Here is a 17,198-nt window from a genome sequence, read left to right on the forward strand (position 1 = left end):
TGACTGGCATCAGGTTTTTCGGGGCTTTTTTGTGAGGAGTTCAGGCGGGAGAGAGCGTGACCCAATAACCGCTTAAATGGCCGGTGGCGATCACCGGGTAGGTTTGCACCAGCATGTTCAGGGTGCGTTGGGTGTCGCTGATGGGGAAGGCGCCGGAAATGCGCAGATCGGCAATCGCCGGATCGCAGCGCACGAAGCCTCTGCGGTAGCGCGCCAGTTCGGCGAGGAAGTCGGCCAGGCGCAGGTTGTCGGCCATCAGCATGCCTTGGGTCCAGGCGCTGACGGAGCGGTCCACCGGGTTCAATTGGCCAAAGGCTTGCGCGGAAAAGTCGGTGCGTTGCCCGGCATTGACGATCAGTGCGGCGACACGACTGTCACGGGGCAGTTCGACCCTGACCGCGCCGTCCAGCACCGCAAGATGGGTGCGGGTCTGCCATTCACGAACGGTAAACCGCGTGCCCAGTGCATGCATTCGGCCCTGACGCGTGCTGACCAGAAAGGGCCTGGCCTGGGGCCGCACATCCGGCGCGGTTTGCACCAGAATCTCACCTTCGCGCAGGTTGATCAGCCGCTGGTTAGCGTCGAACAGCACATCGATGGCGGTGTCAGTATTCAGGGTGATGAGCGAGCCGTCGGCCAGGGTCATTTCGCGACGTTGGCCCACGGTGGTCCGGTAATCGGCCGACCATTGCTGCGATTCCACCAGTTTCCAGCTGCCCCAACCGGCGGGCAGCACCGCCAGGATCATCGCCAGTTTTGCCAGCGCGGTGCGCCGTTCAGGGTTGCTCGGGCGATCCAGCGCCGACATCGCCAGTGACGGCGGCAGCCCGCCGAGCTTGCTTTGCAGCAGTTGCGCACGAGCCCAGGCGCGATGACGCTCGGGGCTGCTGACGCGCCAGCACTCCCATTCGGCCCGCTGGGTTTCGTTGAAGTCGCTTTCGCCCAGACGTATCAGCCACTCGGCGGCTTCTTCTAGAATTCCTGGATCAATCTGCGCATCAGTGTGGCGATTCGACATTCACTCCACCAGCATCAGGCATTGGACGAAGGCCTGCTTCATGTAGCGCTTGACGGTAATCAGCGAGACGCCCAGTTGTGTGGCGATGTCCTCGTACTTCAACCCGCCGATTTGCGACAGCAGGAACGTACGCTTCACCAGCGGGGGCAGGGAGTCGAGCATCGTGTCGATTTCGTGCAGGGTTTCCAGCACCATGAAGCGCAATTCGGGGGAGGGCACCTCAGGCGCGGGCAGCAACGCAAGGGCGTCCAGGTAGGCGCGTTCGAGTGCCTTGCGCTGATACCAATTGACCAGAATGCCCTTGGCCACACAGCTCAGGTAAGCCCGAGGCTGCTCGATGACGGCGACCCGGGAAGCGAGTATGCGGGTGAAGGTGTCCTGTGCAAGATCGGCCGCATCCATGGCGTTGCCCAGTTTTTTGCGCAGCGTGGCGTACAGCCAGCCGTGATGGCCGCTGTACAGGGCCTCGATCGCGCGCAGATGATTGTTATAGGTAGCGGGCGGGGTATCGCTCATGGAGGATGATTTTATGCAATTGAGAAGTATTCCCAATCCTAATTTACTGTGACCCTGCGACGCAAGAGGGGGCTGCCGGATCAGTCGCCGGGGCGCGACTCGCTCGGCTGCATCGCCACCGGCCAATAACGCAGGGCGACAATTGGAATCAGCGCGACCGCGTAGGCCAGGCAAACAAACAGATAGGTGTATTGCAAACCATAGACCTGGCTGAGCAATCCACCGGCCGAGATGCCCGCGATGGAGGCGAATTGCGCAGTGCTTTGGGCAATCCCCAGCACGTAGCCCTGTTGTGAGCTGTCGGCGGTTTTCGAGATCAATGCCATCAGCACCGGTGTGGTGGCGCCCAACAGCACGCCCCAAACGAAGTAGGCAATCACGAACACCGCCGGGTTGCGGGTGATGCCGGCCACGGCGGTCAGGCCGACGCAACCGATGACAATGTAGGTGATGCGGTGCAAGGTTTCCTGCTGGCTGCGGTGTTCGAAATACCGCGACCACGGCGTGGCCGAAATGATGAAACCCAGGGCCAGCAAGCCGTAGCACAGGCCGACCACCGAGTTGCTGACCTCGAACACCGAGCTGACATACAGCGAGAACGACGTTTGCGGCAGCATCCGTGCCAGCAGCAGAATCCCCATCACACCCAGCAACGACAGCAGTGGCGAACCTTGCCAGACACTGCGAGAACGGCTGGCCGGCGCCGAGGCATCCACCATCGGTGCTTTCTTCACCGGCGGTACATTCGGCAGCGTCACGGCTGCCACCACGGTGCAGATTGCACAGAGGACCGAGGCAATGATGTTGATCCAGAAGAACGTCGCGTAATCGAGGATCAGCCCGCCGACCACTGCGCCGAGCAACGAGCCGACGTTGGTGGATATTTGCAGGATCGCGAACAGCCGCGCCCGTCGCGAAGGCGCTTCAATACTGACCCCGTAGGCCTGGGCCGGGGCGATGTACCCGGCGAACGCGCCCTGCAAAAACCGTAGGAGCAGAATCACCCAGATATCGCTGAAAAGCGCCAGCCCAAGCTGGGTCAGCGACAAACCGGCCAGGGCACGGATCATCATCAACTTTTGGCCGTAGCGGTCGCCGATACGGCCCCAGAATGCGCTGGTCAGAATAATGCCCAGCATCGGCCCGACATAAACGGCGATGCTGGCGAAGCTGAACAGCGACTCCGAAGCAGTCAACCCACGCAGGTGGACAGGCCAGAACGGCCCGCTCATTTCCATCGCGCCCATGGAGATGAGCTGGATCGCGAACAGAAGATAAATCAGGATTCTTACGCTCGAACCCTGGGTGGCACCTGCATGGAACATGAATCAGCCTCGGTGGTTAAACGGCATCTGCGGCCAGCACAAACATGCGCAATTGGCCCGGCATGAGGCCGGGCTCAAGGCTTATAACGCATAATGGCAATGGTCACACGAGTCCCTGTCTGCGGCGTACTTTGAACCGTCAGATCTCCACCCAGTCTTTCGACGATGCGCTTGCAGTGGGCAAACCCAAGCCCGAACGAGGATGGTTGCGACCGTGCGGCGTCGGCACGAAAAAACACTTGCCCCAACTGCCGGACCTCTTGCGCGGACATGCCTGCACCGTTATCGCTGATCCGGATGGTCAAACCGCTGCCCGGTTGTTCGTCCAGCGTGACGTCAACAGCGCCGCCGGCCGGGGTGTACTTGATGGCGTTGTCCAGCAGGTTGCCAAACACCACTTCCCATTGTTCCGGACCTCCGGCGACTTGAGCCTGATGATCCTCCAGCAGATGCAGGGAGAGACTGACGCCTTTGAGTTCGGCGGCCTTGCGCCAACGCTCGACGGCATTGAGCGCATTGTCGTTCAACCCGCTCGCCTGCCCGGCAATGTCTGTGGTGCCCTCCAGTTGCGCAAGGTTCAACAGACCGAGAGACAGACGTTTGAGCACTTGCATTTCGGCCAGAACATCACGACAGGTCTGGGCGTAATCTTCTGCATGCCGTGGCCGCGCCAGAATGACCTCCAGTGCAGAGGTCACGGCAGCAATCGGCGTCTTCAGTTCATGGGAGGCGTTGGCGATAAACAGCCGTTGATGTTCCAGCACCTCCTGAACCGCCGTTTCCATTTGCGCGTAGCTGTCGAACAGCAGTTTTTCTTCCGCCGAATGCGCCTCGAACACCACCCGGCGGGTGAATTCCGGCGGCTTCAATGTGCGCAATTGTCGAGCGAAATGGCGAAGGTTGCGGGTGGAGAGCGATACCACGATAAAACTGCCAAGCGCCGTCAGCAGCAGTATCCCTATCGCGGCCAGCGCCACCACACGTTTGAAGGCGGCGACCGCATTGAGTACCGGTTGCGCGTTGGTGGCCACCAGCAGCCTGGCCTTCAGCGGGCCTTCAGGGCTGGCGCGCTCAAGGTCGCCCATCTGTGCGATCCATTTCTCGTGATCGACATCGAACAGGAACGTCTCTTCGTTGCCGGCGCGAACCTGACTCATGGCCTCGCGAAGCGCTTTGCGCATGGGCGGCGTCGGCCCCCAGGAGTCTTGCAGCAACTCGCCGGAAACCGATGACAGATCAAAGTACAGGTCGTGATCGTGATCCAGTTCCGAGGCGAATTCACCCTGGCGCTGATAGACCAATTGAGCGTTTTCGACGCCGATCAGCGACTCGATGACGTCCGACTGGGTATCGAGATGGTGCCGCAGTTCATCGAGCCGGGTGGTTTGCACCCAATGACTCAGCCACACATAGCCAATCAGCAACACGCACGCCTGCACCACGAACAGTGTCAGCGCGATTTTGATGTTCAGCGCCAGGTTACGCCACACGAAGGATCAACCCTTTGCCGCGAATGGTTTCAATCTCGACATCGGCCCCGGCCAACTTGCGTCGCAGGCGATTGAGCAGCACGTCCAGGCTGTTGCTGTCCGGCTCGCTGTCGAAAGGGTAGAGCAGACCCAGCAACACGGTGCGGGTCTGCAATTGATTCGCCTTGCCGGCCAGCGCCACCAGCAGATCGTATTCCATGCCGGTGAGCTCCAGCGGACGGTCGCCGATGCTGACCCGCAAGGTGTCGAGTTGGATGTTCAGATTGCCCAGAACCAGCGATTTCGAGCCACGGGCGATCGAGCGTCGATAGAGGGCATTGAGCCGCGACACCAGCTCGATCATTTCGAAAGGTTTGGTCAGATAATCGTCGGCGCCGCGATCCAGGCCCTGCACCCGATCCACCACCTCGCTTCTGGCCGTGACCATGATCACCGGCACTTCGTTGCCCTTGCCGCGCAGCACGTGGAGTACGTCCAGACCCGATATCTGCGGCAGCATCCAGTCCAGCACCAACACGTCGTACTCACTGGCATCGGCATAGTACAAGGCCTCTTTGCCGTCCCTGGCCAGATCCACCACCCAGCCTGCTTCCTCAAGCCCGCGCTTGATGCTGTTACCCAGCAGGGTATTGTCTTCGGCCACCAGAACCTTCATTGCTCGCTCCCTGTTCAGGCATCGCAGGCGTGCATTCATTGCATGTCCGGCACGCGCTGGCAAGCCGTCGCGCAACCATACGGCTTCGTTAACAAGCGGTTCATTTTCGCTTCTTTAGACTGCCCGCCAGTGGTGAATGGGCCCTTGGGCGTCGATTCGCTTTTCAGTCCCTTATCTGGATTTCTTCCATGAGCCTTTCCAGTCGACGTCTGTCGTTCATCCTCCTGACGGGGCTTCTGGCCTGTCTGGTGGCCGCGACATTTTCCAGCCTGGCCACTCATGTGCGCTTCGGGTTGGAATTTCGCGGTGGTTACGAGATTTATTACGTTGTGAACCCGGCACCGGGCAAAGCCCAACTCACCAAGGATGACCTGTTGCAGACGGTCGCGATCCTGAGCAAGCGCGCCGACAGCATTGGTATTACCGAGCCGGACATCCGCGTCGAGGGCGCCAACCATATTCGGGTGAAACTGGCAGGCCTGACGTCCGCCGAAGAGTCACGCTCGCTGCTCGGCAGTTCGCAGGGCTTGCCCACACAGTTGACCGAGAAATACACCCAGACCGTCGGCAGCGTGCTGGGCAAAACCGCGCTGGCGGAAACCGTTCAGGCAGGTTTGATCGGCATCGCCTGTATCTTTTTGCTGCTGGTGGGGCTGTACCGCACCGGTGGTTTGATTGCCGCGTTTTGTACGCTGGTGTACCTGTGGCTATTGCTGATTGTGTTCACCGCCTCGGGTGCCACTTTGTCGCTGTCGGCGGTGGTCGCGTTTGTGCTGGGCATTGGTATGGCGGCGGATGCGAGCATCATTTGCCTGGAACGCATTCGCGAGGAAATCGACCTCGGCCGGTCTCTGCGCGAAGCCGTGGAAAACGGCTTCAAAGGCTCGCTGCCGACGATACGTGATGCCAACCTTGTGACCGCGCTGGCGATGATTGCCTTGTTTGCGGCCGGCATCGGGCCGATTCAAGGATTTGCGCTGACCATGCTGGTGAGCATCGTGATCAGTGTCGCCACTAACTTCTTGCTGATTCGCCGGCTGATGCTGTGGCTGGTCGATACCCAGTGGGTCAGCCAGCGCTGGTTGATCGGCAAGGGCAAGCCGCGCGCCACCAAGGCCCGCCGTTTCAACTTCGTGGGCCTGGGTAAAACGGCGATTGTGGTCTCGTTGCTGACCATCGTTTCCGGCTCGCTGTACTACCGCGCTCACGGCTTGAACCTGGACATCGACTTTACCGCCGGTACCGCGCTGGACATCGACGTCGACCGTGCGATCACTCAGGAAACCGCCACGCAAATCATGACCGAGGCGGGCACCATCCCGGCCACCGTGGCCGTGGGCGGCGCACAGAATCAGCACATCGCCGTGCGCTTCGATGAAGTGCTCAAACCGGCTGATCTGAAGCAAATCATTACTGCGTTCAAGGGCAAGTATCAGACCGTAGAGTACGAGGAAAACACCGCAGACCCGGGCGTTGCACGGGATTTTGCCACCCGGGCGATCTATGCGGTGATTGCGGCATTCGCCAGCATCGCGATCTATATCGGCCTGCGTTTCTCCTGGGCCATCGCCTTGGCAACCTTGCTGCCGATCGTTCAGGACATCCTCATCGTTTCGGCGATCTTCTCGCTGTTCAAGCTGGAGATCGACGTCACTTATATCGCTGCACTGTTGACGATCATCGGCTATTCACTGAATGACAAGATCGTGATCTTCGGACGCATTGTCGAAAACGTGAAAAAGTCGCCGCCGGTGGATGCGCTGGCCTTGTGGAGTTTGATCAACCTGAGCATCAGCCAGACCCTGGGGCGTTCGCTGTACACCGTGCTGACGGTGGTGATGGCGTCGACCTGCCTGTATCTGTTTGCCTGCGAACCATTGCAGATGTTCTCGCTGGCACTGGTGCTGGGGCTGATATCCGGCGCGGTGTCGTCGATTTTCATGTCCAGCGCTATCTGGCTGACGCTGTCCCGGCGAAAACTTCAAGTGGCGAAGGTTGGCTCGACGCTGAAAATCAGCCCAAAACGCATCCCACATCTGGCGTCCACGCCGTTCCTGGGGGCACTGCTGGTCGTCTGCATGGTCGGCGTTGGTGGATGGTTCTGGGTGCCGGCCCAGGCAACGGCCGGCAAAACGGCGGTCAGCGCCTCGACTTCACTCGGCGATTTGTCGAGTTTCCGGACGATTACCGTAGACACCGCCCGTTTGGTGGACGCCGGCGACCTGAAGGCGGCCAAGGCCCGTATCACCGATCTGGAAACAGCCTGGGATCAGGCCGAAGAAACCTTGCAGCCGAAGTCACCGGCATCCTGGACCTCGGTCGACAAATCGATCGACCGTGCGCTGTCCCAATTGCGCTCCGGCAAACCGGACCCGAAAGCCTGTGCCGACGCCCTGAAAACCCTGCTGGCCAAGCTTGATAGCCAGCAGAGCAGTGCCGCCACTCCTGTAGCGGCACCTTCCGCGGGGTCGATGGGCGACTTGTCCTACCTGAAGGTGATCATCACTGACACTGAAAAACTGCTGAGCAGTGGCGACATGAAAGGCGCACGGGCCAGGATCACCGACCTGGAAAGCACCTGGGACCAAAACGAGGAAAAGCTGCGGGCGATTGATCCTGAAGGCTGGACCTCCATCGACAAGTCCCTGGACCGAGCGTTGAAACAAGTCAGGACCGGGTCGCCGGATCTGGCGGCGTGTACCGAGGCACTGAGCACCCTGGCGACAAAGATCGACAGCAAAAGCGTGCACTGACGCCTATTCGACCCGGGGAATGAACGCCACGCTCTGGTCTTCACGGGCGTGGAATATCCGTTCGCCGTTGGTGGGCGTGGTGGTGATGACCTGATGGTCGGCACTCAGGTAGTCCAGCGGCAACGCATCACCGTTGCGGTACTGAACGATAACGATGGTGCGCTGGGGATCCCAGCGCTGGCCGCTGGTGTTGTCCAGCCAGGTCATCAGCGCGGCGGTATCGCCGCTGCGAGGAAAGTCCTGGGTTTGCTGCACGTAATAGAAGGGTGCGCCGCCGGTTTGCAGGTACATCGGTACTTTGTTGTCCACCTCGATCATCACCATGCGCCAAGTATTGAGGGGCGCGCGTTTGCTGGCCTCAAGCCTGACCGTCTCACCGAACTGAACCACGCCGCCACCGCCATTGGTCCAGGGATAGAACACACCGAGTATCGCCATCAACAACGCGGTGGTCAGGCCGAAACCGATTTTCAATCGGCGACCGCCGAACCTGCCTGCGGCGTTGCGTTCGGCCATTCGCCGGGTGATCCACCAGGCGCCCAGCAACTGGGCGAAAGGCACCAGGGGCAACACGTAGTAACTGCGTCGACTGCCGGCGGCGGTGAAAAACAGCATCAGCAGACCCAACCCCCAAACCAGCCAGCGCGTATTGGGTTCGATGTTGCGCCAGTGGCGCAGCGCATACCATAACGCCAGCAGCCAGCAAGGCGCCCACGGCAGGGTGTAGATCGGGAGATAAAGCAGATAGGTGTAGATCGGTCCGATGTTGTCGAAGGGCTGGAAAAACCGCACGACGTTTTCCCGTAACACCAGGCCCAGGCCGCTTTCGCCATAAGTCGGCGTGCCATAGAGGTGCGACAATATGAACGGCGTCATGTAAAACGCCCCGGCGATGACCAGGGCTACGCACAGTCGCAGATTGAGGTGGCTTTTCCAGCGGCCGTCCTGCATCACATGCGGTAACAGCAGCAAGCCCGGCAGAATGAAGCCGATCAGGCCTTTGAACAATGAGGTCAGGGACAACAGCAGGAAGAACACCAGGTAACGGCTCAAACGCGTGTCTTGCGGCCCGCGCCAATACCACCATACCGCCGCCAGGACACCGCAGACGGTGAGGATGTCGGCGGTGGCGACCCGCGCCCAGAACGCGAAATAGAAGGTGGTCGCGAGCATCCAGCCGGCAATCAACCCGGTGCCTTTGCGCATCAGCTGCTCGCCGATCAAGTACACCAGCCAGACGCTCAACCAGGCAGCAATCACCGAAGACAAGCGTAATGACCAGTGTCCCAAACCGCCGGCCAGCCAGGCCGTGGCCGTGATCAGCCAGTAGGAGGGCAGCGGTTTGTCGTAATACGCTTCGCCCTTGAGGTAAGGATCGAAATAGTCACCGCTCTGCAGCATTTGCAACGCGATGTTGGCCCAGCGGGTTTCCGCGCCCCATAACTCCCGCGTGCCCAGACCCAACAACAAAATCAGCGCAGACGCCCCCAGCAGGAGCGCCAATGCGCCCCTGTCACTTGCCCAAAACTTCATGACGGGTTTCCTGTAGGACGGACAGCGTCAGGGTTGGCTCTGCGGGAATATCAGAATTTCCAGTTGGCCGCGCTGATAGCGCTTGCCATCGATGGGCAACATCTCGACTTCCTGCGTTTCCACGACACTGTTAACCCGCATCACCACACCGACCGCGCCTTTTTTGCGGGCCTCGGTCATCCATTGCCCGACGTTATCCATGGTGACTTTACGTGAAGCCATGGCGGGATCATCGAGGCCATATTTCAGCTCGCCGATAGTGTTGTAAAGATCGACCTGTGGCCGCTTCAGTCGCCACGCCAAGGCTGACGCCGCACCCAGATCGTTGCTGAGCAACGATGTCGTCTGACTCAAGGCATCCAGATGCTCGGCGATAAACTGGTCAGGCATTTGGCTATTGACGATCTGTGCCGGCATCGCTGCCGGCAACAACGCTACCAGCAGCCAGATGCCGAATGCCGGCATGGCCCAGAACACCAATGGACGCAGCACCTGCAAGGCGTTGGTGATGATCCAGCCGAGCAACACGATGAACGCCAGGGACAGAGCGAACATCTCGGTGTTGCCGTAGACTTCTTTGGTGGCTTGCAGATAAAGCAAGGCGATCAGGGCGCTGGTGGCGATGATGACGTTGATCACGCCGTTGATGCGAATGACCCGGCCTCGCCCCTGATTCAACAGCTCCATCACTGCGTGTCCCATCAGCAATGCCAAAGGCAACAGGCACGGCATGATGTAGGTCGGCAGTTTGCCGATACTCGAGCTGAAGAACGCCAGCGGCAACAGCATCCAGAGCAACAGAAAACCGATCACGGGCTGGCGCTTTTGCTGCCAGGCCTGAACGAACGTCGTCGGCAACAAGGCGGCCCACGGCAGGCTCGAGGCGACCAGCAGCGGCAGATAGAACCACCACGGGCGCGCATGTTGCGCATCTTCGCCAGCGAAACGGCGGATGTGTTCGTGCCAGAAGAAAAACCGCCAGAAATCCGGTTCCTGATGATGAATGGCAAGCACCCACGGCAGGCAGACCACCGTCGCCACGACCATCGCCAGCGGTCCGTAGCGCAACAGTTCGCCCAGGCGTCGCTGCCAAATCATGTAGGGCAGGGCGATCAACACCGGCAACAACCAGGCGAGAAAGCCCTTGGTCATGAAGCCCATGCCGCAGGCAAAACCCAACAGCGCCCAGGCGCCGAGTTTGCCGCGGGAGGAATGGCTATCGATGGCAAACCACAACGCGACCAGGCTCAAATTGACCCAGAGCGTGAATTGCGGATCGAGGTTGGCGTATCCGGCTTGCCCGGCGATCAGGCCAAAGCTCATGTAGAGCAAGGCGCAGATAAAGCTCTTGCTCGGGTCATTCCAGAATCGGCGGGCAATCAGGTAAGTCAGCCAGACGCTCAGCCCGGTGCTCAGCGCCGAAGCGATACGCACACCAAACAGGTTGTCGCCAAACACCGCTTGACCGATGGCGATCATCCAGTAACCGGCGATGGGTTTTTCGAAGTAGCGGATACCCATGAAGTGCGGGGACACCCAGTTACCGCTCAGCAGCATTTCCTGACTGATCTGGCCATAACGGGTTTCATCGGGGATCCATAGACCATGGGTGACTAGCGGCAGCAGATAGAAAACCACGTAAGCCAGCAGCAGGCCGGGCACTATCCAGCGTTCGGTGATGGGCAGCGCACGCGCGGTGCCACGCAATAAAGAGCCATCGGGGTGGGGCAACAAGTTATTGGACGTCATGACTCGACCTTGGCGCAGAAGGATGTTGCTCCGCTAGATGCACGCGTGCACTAGCGGAACTTCTTACATAAAGCAACACAATAGCGATGTGGACTACAGAAGTTGCGTCAGCCATCTAATGGTGACGGACTAGTTATAGCCCGCCCGAGCAAAAACGCTTTCTCGGCATCGACTTTTTTTGCCGCGATTATTGTTTCAAGGCTTTGCCGTGCAACAGCGTCTGCCAGTCAGTGGCATTCACAATGCCGAGCACCTGAGGTTGCCCGTCGGCGGCAATGTGCACGAACAAGGCACTGCCATATTCACTGGTCTTCGCGTGCTCGAAACCGGTCTGGGCTTCGAAATCGCTGATGCAACCGCTGTGCGTGACCAGCACCAGATTTCGATGGGCTTGCTTGTGCGCCACCACATCGTCACGCAGGGTTTTGCCACAACTGACCAGCCAATCCTGGGTCACCGCGTCTTTGCCAAACATGTAGTGCGAGGTTTGCGCCGTGCGGGTGGTCGGGCTGCTCAGCACATCGGTCTGCTCCATGCCCAGCTGCATAAAGCCTTGACCCACGGCTGTTGCGGCGGCGCTGCCGATTTGGGTAATGCCATCGGCAGGACCAAGGCACGGGTTGCTGGACTGGTCGCAACGCTCGGCATGACGAACCAGCGCCACGACTTCGCCGGCTTGCCAGCGATGAACCAGGCTGCTGGTCACCTCGGATCCGGCAGACCCCAGATTGACCGGAGATCTGGGCCACCAGACAAACCCCGTGACGAGTGCAGCGATAACCAGAGCGGCCGCTGCTGCGACCAGTTTGCCGAGCCGCGATGTAATGATTCGTGCCGTTGGCGGTTTGCGCGATACATGATTAACCACGTTTTGTTTACCCGTCGGTACGCAATAGAGAACAACTTTCAAATACAACCCAGCGTAACAGCGCTAAAAGGGCCATGGAAGGACACTAGTTCAAGGCAGGTGTCGGAGTAGTGAAAGGGATGTGAAAATTTTGCGTAGAAAAATTTCAGTACTTATTTAGTTGATTATTGCAACGCTTGTCTTGAACACCACGTACAGTGGTCTATCTTTGCTTCGCGTCTCGGCACTGCGGCATCGGCCCGATTCAGCAGATGGCGCGGTTTGAACCGGCAGTGGAGCCAAGCAACAGAATGGATTTCAAACAGAGCCTGAATAAACGAATTGTCATCGTATTTGCCTTGATGAGCACCTTGGTCGCGGGCGTATTTGCGATGGGCATCGTCGCGACCGTGCATGTGGTGGAGCGAAATCTCACGGCTTCCCGCCTGGTAGGAGGGCTGCATCGCTTGCTGTCGATGGAAAACAGCGCCGGGTGGAGCCATCGGCCGGAGAAAGACGAACTGTTTTTCATCCAGGACGGTCAGGGGGCGATGGCGTTGGACACGGAGCTGGCGGCGCTTGCACCGGGTTTTCAGGAAACGCTCTACGCGGGTTCGAAGTATTACGCCATGGTGAACCTGGTGGGCGGTCGCAAATACGTTCTGTTGCGAGACCGGCGAAGCGTCGAACAGCGTGAACAGGTGTTGTTCTCGGTGGTCGTCGTCGGGTTCGTCTTGAGCATCCTGCTCGCGGTTTTGTTGGGCCGGTTGCTGGCCAGACGGGTGATGGCGCCGGTCATTCGTCTGGCGCACCAGGTGCGTCAACGCGATCAGTTGCTGGAACTGGCCCCTGCGCTTCATCCCGACTACGCGGCCGACGAAGTGGGAGCGCTGGCGCTTTCTTTCGATCAGACCCTGGGCCGGTTACGTGAGGCACTGGGCCGGGAAAAACTCTTTACCAGCGATGTCAGCCACGAACTGCGCACGCCGCTGATGGTATTGGGCAGTTCCTGCGAATTGCTGCTAGCCAATCCTTCGCTTGATCGGCGATCTGTGGCTCAAGTCAGTCGAATCGCCCGCGCGAGCGACGAAATGCGCCAGTTGGTCGATACGTTTCTGATGCTGGCTCGCGACCGGGAAGACTCTGATACCGCAGCAAGCGCGACGCTGAAAGAAGTCGCCGATGCGCTCGTGGATATCTGGGCGCCGCTGATCCGGGAAAAGGGCATCGAGTTTATCTACGACGATGAACAGGTTTCGTCGGACCGCCATAACCTGACGTTCCTGCGATCGGTCATGGGCAATTTGCTGCGCAATGCCTGGCATTACACCGATCACGGCTACATCCGCCTGACCCTGCGGGCGCGCGGCTTCAGCGTCGAAGACAGTGGCATAGGCATTTCGGAAGAAAAACGCCATTCGATGTTTCAACCGTTCGTTCGCGGTGACGAGCGTCGGGGAGAAGGCCTGGGACTGGGCCTTTCATTGGTACAACGGATTTGCACCCATCAGAATTGGCGAGTGGAACTCAGCAGCCTTCAGCCCAACGGCTGTTGTTTCACCATTGAGCTGGAAGGCGCCTGATGACTGTTATTTAGCTGCCGGGCAGCTTCTCGATGTGCCGGCGGTGGCCTGGCTGATGGTGGCGGCCAAGCGCTTCACATTATTCTGATGAGCCACCACCAACTCATCGATACTCATGCCGGAAGGCGTCTGCAAGGTGCTGCGGCAGGTGACCAATGCAGTATCGCCTTCGCCGAGTTTACGCAGGCGCCATTTGACGTCGATCAATGCGTACTGACCGGGTATCGAATCAAAACGCTGAACTACCAGGCGCAACGACACTTTGCGCTGCGGGTTACTGTTGACCAGTTGATCGACCAGGGCACTGCGCAGTTCTTCCGACAGGCTTGCGCCCCACCATTGTGTTTCGAGGATTGCCAGGCCGGCGTTGCCTTGACGAATGACGATCTGTGGACGGTCGACCTGGGGCGGCACGGTGATGCTTTCGATCTGGATGTCCGCGCCGCCGCTTGCACCGCTCGGTTGAGCCGGAGTCAGGGTGTGGAATTGAATCGGTTCACTGCGGCAAGCGGTGAGCAATAACAACGCAGTGACCAGCGTGATCTTCAGCGGAAATGCCATGGGGTAGCTCCTGTGGTCAGTTGCGCGGTGGCCCTTGCAGATCCATCGGCGCGGCATTGTCGGGGCGGCCGCGAATCAGCGATTCCGGATGCCGACCCATGTAGTCCGAGAGTTCACGCAACGAGCGCGACATGCGTGCGAGTTCGTCCAGGGTCTGGCTCAGTTGTTCCCGTTGCGGCGAATCTTCGGCGAGGGTCGAACTGGCCGATTGCAAGGTCTTGCTGACGTCCGCCAGGGTGGTTTGCACGCCAGGCAGGGTCTTGGCGTTGAACTGTGCGAGGCCTTTGCGCAGTTCGACGAGGTTGCTGTCGAGGTTGCCGGCAATGCGTTCGATGGGCAGCTGGTTGATCTTGTTGACCATGCTCTCGAGTTTTTCCTGCAACTGCTCGAGGCTGCCGGGAATGGTGGGAATAACGACGGGACGAACGGTCGGATCGAACGCGACTTTCTCTGCTTTGGGGTAGAAGTCGAGCGCGATGTAAAGCTGGCCGGTCAACAGATTGCCGCTACGGGCCTGGGCTCGCAGGCCATTTTCGATGAAGGAGCCGATCAGGCGCACGCTGGCGGCTTCGTCATTGGGGTCATGTTTCAAGGCCTCGAGCAATTTGAGATGAGCCTTACCGAGGCGTTGCGGGTAGATCACGATGCCGACATTGACCGGGAAGCTGCGTTTGTTCACGTCGAAATCCAGATTGACCGCCACCACCCGGCCGATCTCCATGCCGAGGAATTCCACCGGAGCATCGACCTTGAGCCCGCGCAATGCCTGATCGAAACGCAAGCTCAGGTACTGCGCCTTGCCGTTGGGCGGGGCGAGGGCGGTTTGCTCATCCTCGAACAGGTCGAAGGCATTATCCTCGGCCGCCACTTGATCGGCAGGGCTGTATTCCGGCGCGCGAAACGCAATGCCGCCCACCAACAGGGCCGACAGGGACTCGGTCTTCACCGCAAAACCGTTGGCGCCGACATTCACATCAATACCGCTGGCGTTCCAGAACCGGGTATTTTCGGTGACATAGGCATCGTTGGGCGCGTGTACGAAGATTTCGATGTTCACCCCTTTGCCGTCGGCATCCAGCGCATACGCCACCACTTGCCCGACCGGGATCTTGCGGTAGTAGACGGGCGAGCCGATGTCCAGCGAGCCGAGGTCCTGAGTGTGCAACATGAAACGTTTGCCCGGCTCGCCATAGGTAATGGGCGGCGGGTTTTCCAGCCCGGTGAAGTGTTTGGAACGGGCATCGGCCTGGCCGATGTCGGCGCCAATGTAGTCGCCCGACAGCAGGGTATCGATGCCTGAAACGCCGCCGGCACCGATGCGCGGCCGCACGACCCAGAATTGCGAGTCTTCTCGGGTAAAGCTTTCAGCCTGTTTGTCGAGCTGGATCGTGGCGTTGACGCTTTTCTGGTCGTCGCTCAGTTTCACCTCCGAGACATGGCCGATCACCACATTGCGGTATTTGACCTCGGTTTTGTTGGCCGTGAGACCGCTACCGGTCTTGAACGTGACGGCGATGGTCGGGCCCTCCTGCAACCAGCTGTGCACCACCAGGGAAATCCCCACCAGCACCGCGACGATCGGCACGATCCACACCAGCGAAATGCTGAAGCGACGAGTCTTGATCGCGGCCTGGCCAGGGGCTTGCGGCCCGTCAGTGGCTTGGGACTTCATCCATGGGCTCCTCATCTTGTGGGGTATGCGATTCTCTATCCCGCTCTTTATCCCATTCTTTATCCCAGATCAGCCTCGGATCGAAACTCATCGCCGACAGCATGGTGAACACCACCACCAGACCGAAGAACAGAATGCCCGGGCGCGGTTCGATATCGCCCAGGGCCTGGAACTTCACTAGCGCGGCGACCAGCGCGACCACCAGCACATCGAGCATCGACCAGTAGCCGATGAGTTCGACGAAACGGTAAAGCTTCGAACGTTCCTTGCGCGCCCAAAGGCTGTCGCGCTGCACGGTGACCAGCAGCAGCGTCAAGGCGACGAACTTGATGCCGGGCACCGCGATGCTGGCGATGAAAATGATCAGGGCAATGTCCCACGCACCGTGTGCCCAGAACTCCAGTACACCGCTCATGATGGTGCTGTCGTCGCCGCTGCCGAGCATCTTGGTGTTCATCACCGGCAACAGATTGGCCGGCACGTAAAACGCCAGTGCGGCGAGCATGTAGGCCCAGGTGCGGGCCAGGGAGTTGGTTTTGCGTCGGTGCAACGGCGCGCCGCAGCGTTCGCATTCGTGAGGCTCATCGGTCATGTCGCAGGCCATGCCACAACTGTGGCACAGGCACAGGTTGAGTTCGCTGGCGAGCGGAGGCCTGTTCATAGGGTGTCCCACAAATCACGTACATCGCGCCCGGCGATGCGGATCAGCAACAGGCTGAGGACCGCCAGGGCAAACATGCCGATACCCGGCAGCACATCCAGCAACCCGGCGAGTTTGAACACCGCGACCATCGCCCCCAACAAGCACACTTCCAGCATGCTCCAGGGCCTGAGGGTTTCCAGCCAGCGCATGCACAGTTTGAAGCCTGGCGAACGGCGGGAGGTGAGGGCGAAGCTCAATACCCAGATCAGCAGGAGCAACTGGAACATCGGCGCGATGATGATCGAAATCGCCGCCACCAGTGCAATGAAAGTGATCGGCCCCTGACTCAGCGCCAACACCGAATCCCACAGCGTTGCACTGTTCTTCAAGCCCTTCAGGCTGATGCTCATGACCGGATAGAAATTGGCGAAAGTCCACAGCACTGCCGCCGTGAAGCTCAGCGCCAGGCGCTGTTGCACCGATAAGCCGTTGTAGCGCGCAAGCACGCCGCCGCAACGGGTGCACAGGGCCTTTTGATGTTTGGCGAGCGTGACTTTTTCATACACGCAGTCGCAGTGCTCGCAGATGATCAATGGGGCAGTCGTCGCCATGGGCCGCACTCGCCGGAAGGCAGAAGAGTCAGAGCACTCCTTCAATATAGAAGTGACTTGCGATTGAGCAAATTAAATGGCGGGTAACGATCGTTCCCACGCTCTGCGTGGGAATGCAGCCCGGGACGCTCCGCGTCCCAAAGTGGACGCGGAGCGTCCATTGAGGCGTTCCCACGCGGAGCGTCACTAGTGTCCGGTAAAACCTTTTCAGAGCTGAAGGCTGCCTTGGGCAGCCTTCAGCT

Annotated in this window: 14 protein-coding genes; 2 read left to right on the forward strand and 12 right to left on the reverse strand. The window is 59.5% G+C overall.

The genetic code is table 11. The features are described from left to right. Nucleotides 1–40: 40 nt before the first annotated feature. The 5 genes from AC1RO5_RS28610 to AC1RO5_RS28630 form a co-directional block, all read right to left on the reverse strand. The gene (locus tag AC1RO5_RS28610) at nt 41–1,018 is read right to left on the reverse strand and encodes a FecR domain-containing protein (protein ID WP_493179024.1); all 978 of its coding nucleotides are present in this window, start codon (nt 1,016–1,018) and stop codon (nt 41–43) included. Next, complete coding sequence (locus AC1RO5_RS28615) at nt 1,019–1,534, reverse strand: sigma-70 family RNA polymerase sigma factor (protein WP_493179026.1); 516 nt, start codon at nt 1,532–1,534, stop codon at nt 1,019–1,021. An 80-nt stretch (nt 1,535–1,614) separates the two neighbouring features. Then, nucleotides 1,615–2,859, reverse strand: a complete 1,245-nt coding sequence (locus tag AC1RO5_RS28620) for an MFS transporter (RefSeq protein ID WP_493179028.1) — start codon at nt 2,857–2,859, stop codon at nt 1,615–1,617. Nucleotides 2,860–2,933: 74 nt separating this feature from the next. After that, a complete protein-coding gene (locus AC1RO5_RS28625) occupies nt 2,934–4,349 on the reverse strand; it encodes a sensor histidine kinase (RefSeq protein ID WP_493179029.1) in 1,416 nt (471 codons plus the stop codon). Further along, on the reverse strand, nt 4,339–5,004 hold the full coding sequence (locus tag AC1RO5_RS28630; RefSeq protein ID WP_493179031.1) for a response regulator transcription factor: 666 nt from the start codon (nt 5,002–5,004) through the stop codon (nt 4,339–4,341). The genes AC1RO5_RS28625 and AC1RO5_RS28630 overlap by 11 nt, the downstream gene beginning before the upstream one ends. Nucleotides 5,005–5,192: 188 nt before the next feature. Between AC1RO5_RS28630 and secF the strand changes: the two genes are divergently transcribed. Then, the gene (gene secF / locus AC1RO5_RS28635) at nt 5,193–7,757 is read left to right on the forward strand and encodes a protein translocase subunit SecF (protein WP_493179033.1); all 2,565 of its coding nucleotides are present in this window, start codon (nt 5,193–5,195) and stop codon (nt 7,755–7,757) included. Between the two features lie 3 nt (nt 7,758–7,760). Here secF and AC1RO5_RS28640 read toward each other — a convergent pair whose 3' ends face one another. The 3 genes from AC1RO5_RS28640 to pmrG form a co-directional block, all read right to left on the reverse strand. Beyond that, nucleotides 7,761–9,290: an ArnT family glycosyltransferase gene (locus AC1RO5_RS28640; protein ID WP_493179034.1), complete on the reverse strand. Its 1,530-nt coding sequence runs from the start codon at nt 9,288–9,290 to the stop codon at nt 7,761–7,763. A 27-nt stretch (nt 9,291–9,317) separates the two neighbouring features. Beyond that, nucleotides 9,318–11,039 (reverse strand): lipid IV(A) 4-amino-4-deoxy-L-arabinosyltransferase, encoded by a 1,722-nt coding sequence (gene arnT / locus AC1RO5_RS28645; protein WP_493179036.1) that lies wholly within the window; start codon nt 11,037–11,039, stop codon nt 9,318–9,320. Nucleotides 11,040–11,226: 187 nt separating this feature from the next. Continuing rightward, nucleotides 11,227–11,907, reverse strand: a complete 681-nt coding sequence (gene pmrG, locus AC1RO5_RS28650) for a lipopolysaccharide core heptose(II)-phosphate phosphatase PmrG (RefSeq protein WP_493179037.1) — start codon at nt 11,905–11,907, stop codon at nt 11,227–11,229. Nucleotides 11,908–12,197: 290 nt separating this feature from the next. Between pmrG and AC1RO5_RS28655 the strand changes: the two genes are divergently transcribed. Beyond that, nucleotides 12,198–13,469, forward strand: coding sequence for a sensor histidine kinase (locus AC1RO5_RS28655; protein WP_493179038.1), 1,272 nt, complete (start codon nt 12,198–12,200; stop codon nt 13,467–13,469). A 6-nt stretch (nt 13,470–13,475) separates the two neighbouring features. Here AC1RO5_RS28655 and AC1RO5_RS28660 read toward each other — a convergent pair whose 3' ends face one another. Genes AC1RO5_RS28660 through AC1RO5_RS28675 form a run of 4 tightly spaced genes read right to left on the reverse strand, consistent with a single transcriptional unit; the run spans nt 13,476 to nt 16,956 of the window. Next, complete coding sequence (locus AC1RO5_RS28660) at nt 13,476–14,030, reverse strand: PqiC family protein (protein ID WP_493179039.1); 555 nt, start codon at nt 14,028–14,030, stop codon at nt 13,476–13,478. A gap of 16 nt (nt 14,031–14,046) precedes the next feature. After that, nucleotides 14,047–15,702, reverse strand: a complete 1,656-nt coding sequence (locus tag AC1RO5_RS28665; protein WP_493179041.1) for a PqiB family protein — start codon at nt 15,700–15,702, stop codon at nt 14,047–14,049. Beyond that, entirely contained in the window at nt 15,683–16,363 is a 681-nt protein-coding gene (locus AC1RO5_RS28670; RefSeq protein ID WP_493179042.1) for a paraquat-inducible protein A, read from the reverse strand. Before AC1RO5_RS28670 ends, AC1RO5_RS28665 begins: the two co-directional genes overlap by 20 nt. Then, nucleotides 16,360–16,956, reverse strand: coding sequence for a paraquat-inducible protein A (locus AC1RO5_RS28675; RefSeq protein WP_493179044.1), 597 nt, complete (start codon nt 16,954–16,956; stop codon nt 16,360–16,362). The genes AC1RO5_RS28670 and AC1RO5_RS28675 overlap by 4 nt, the downstream gene beginning before the upstream one ends. Nucleotides 16,957–17,198: the final 242 nt, after the last annotated feature.

It is taken from the genome of Pseudomonas sp. GW822-FHT02G04 (assembly GCF_058802085.1).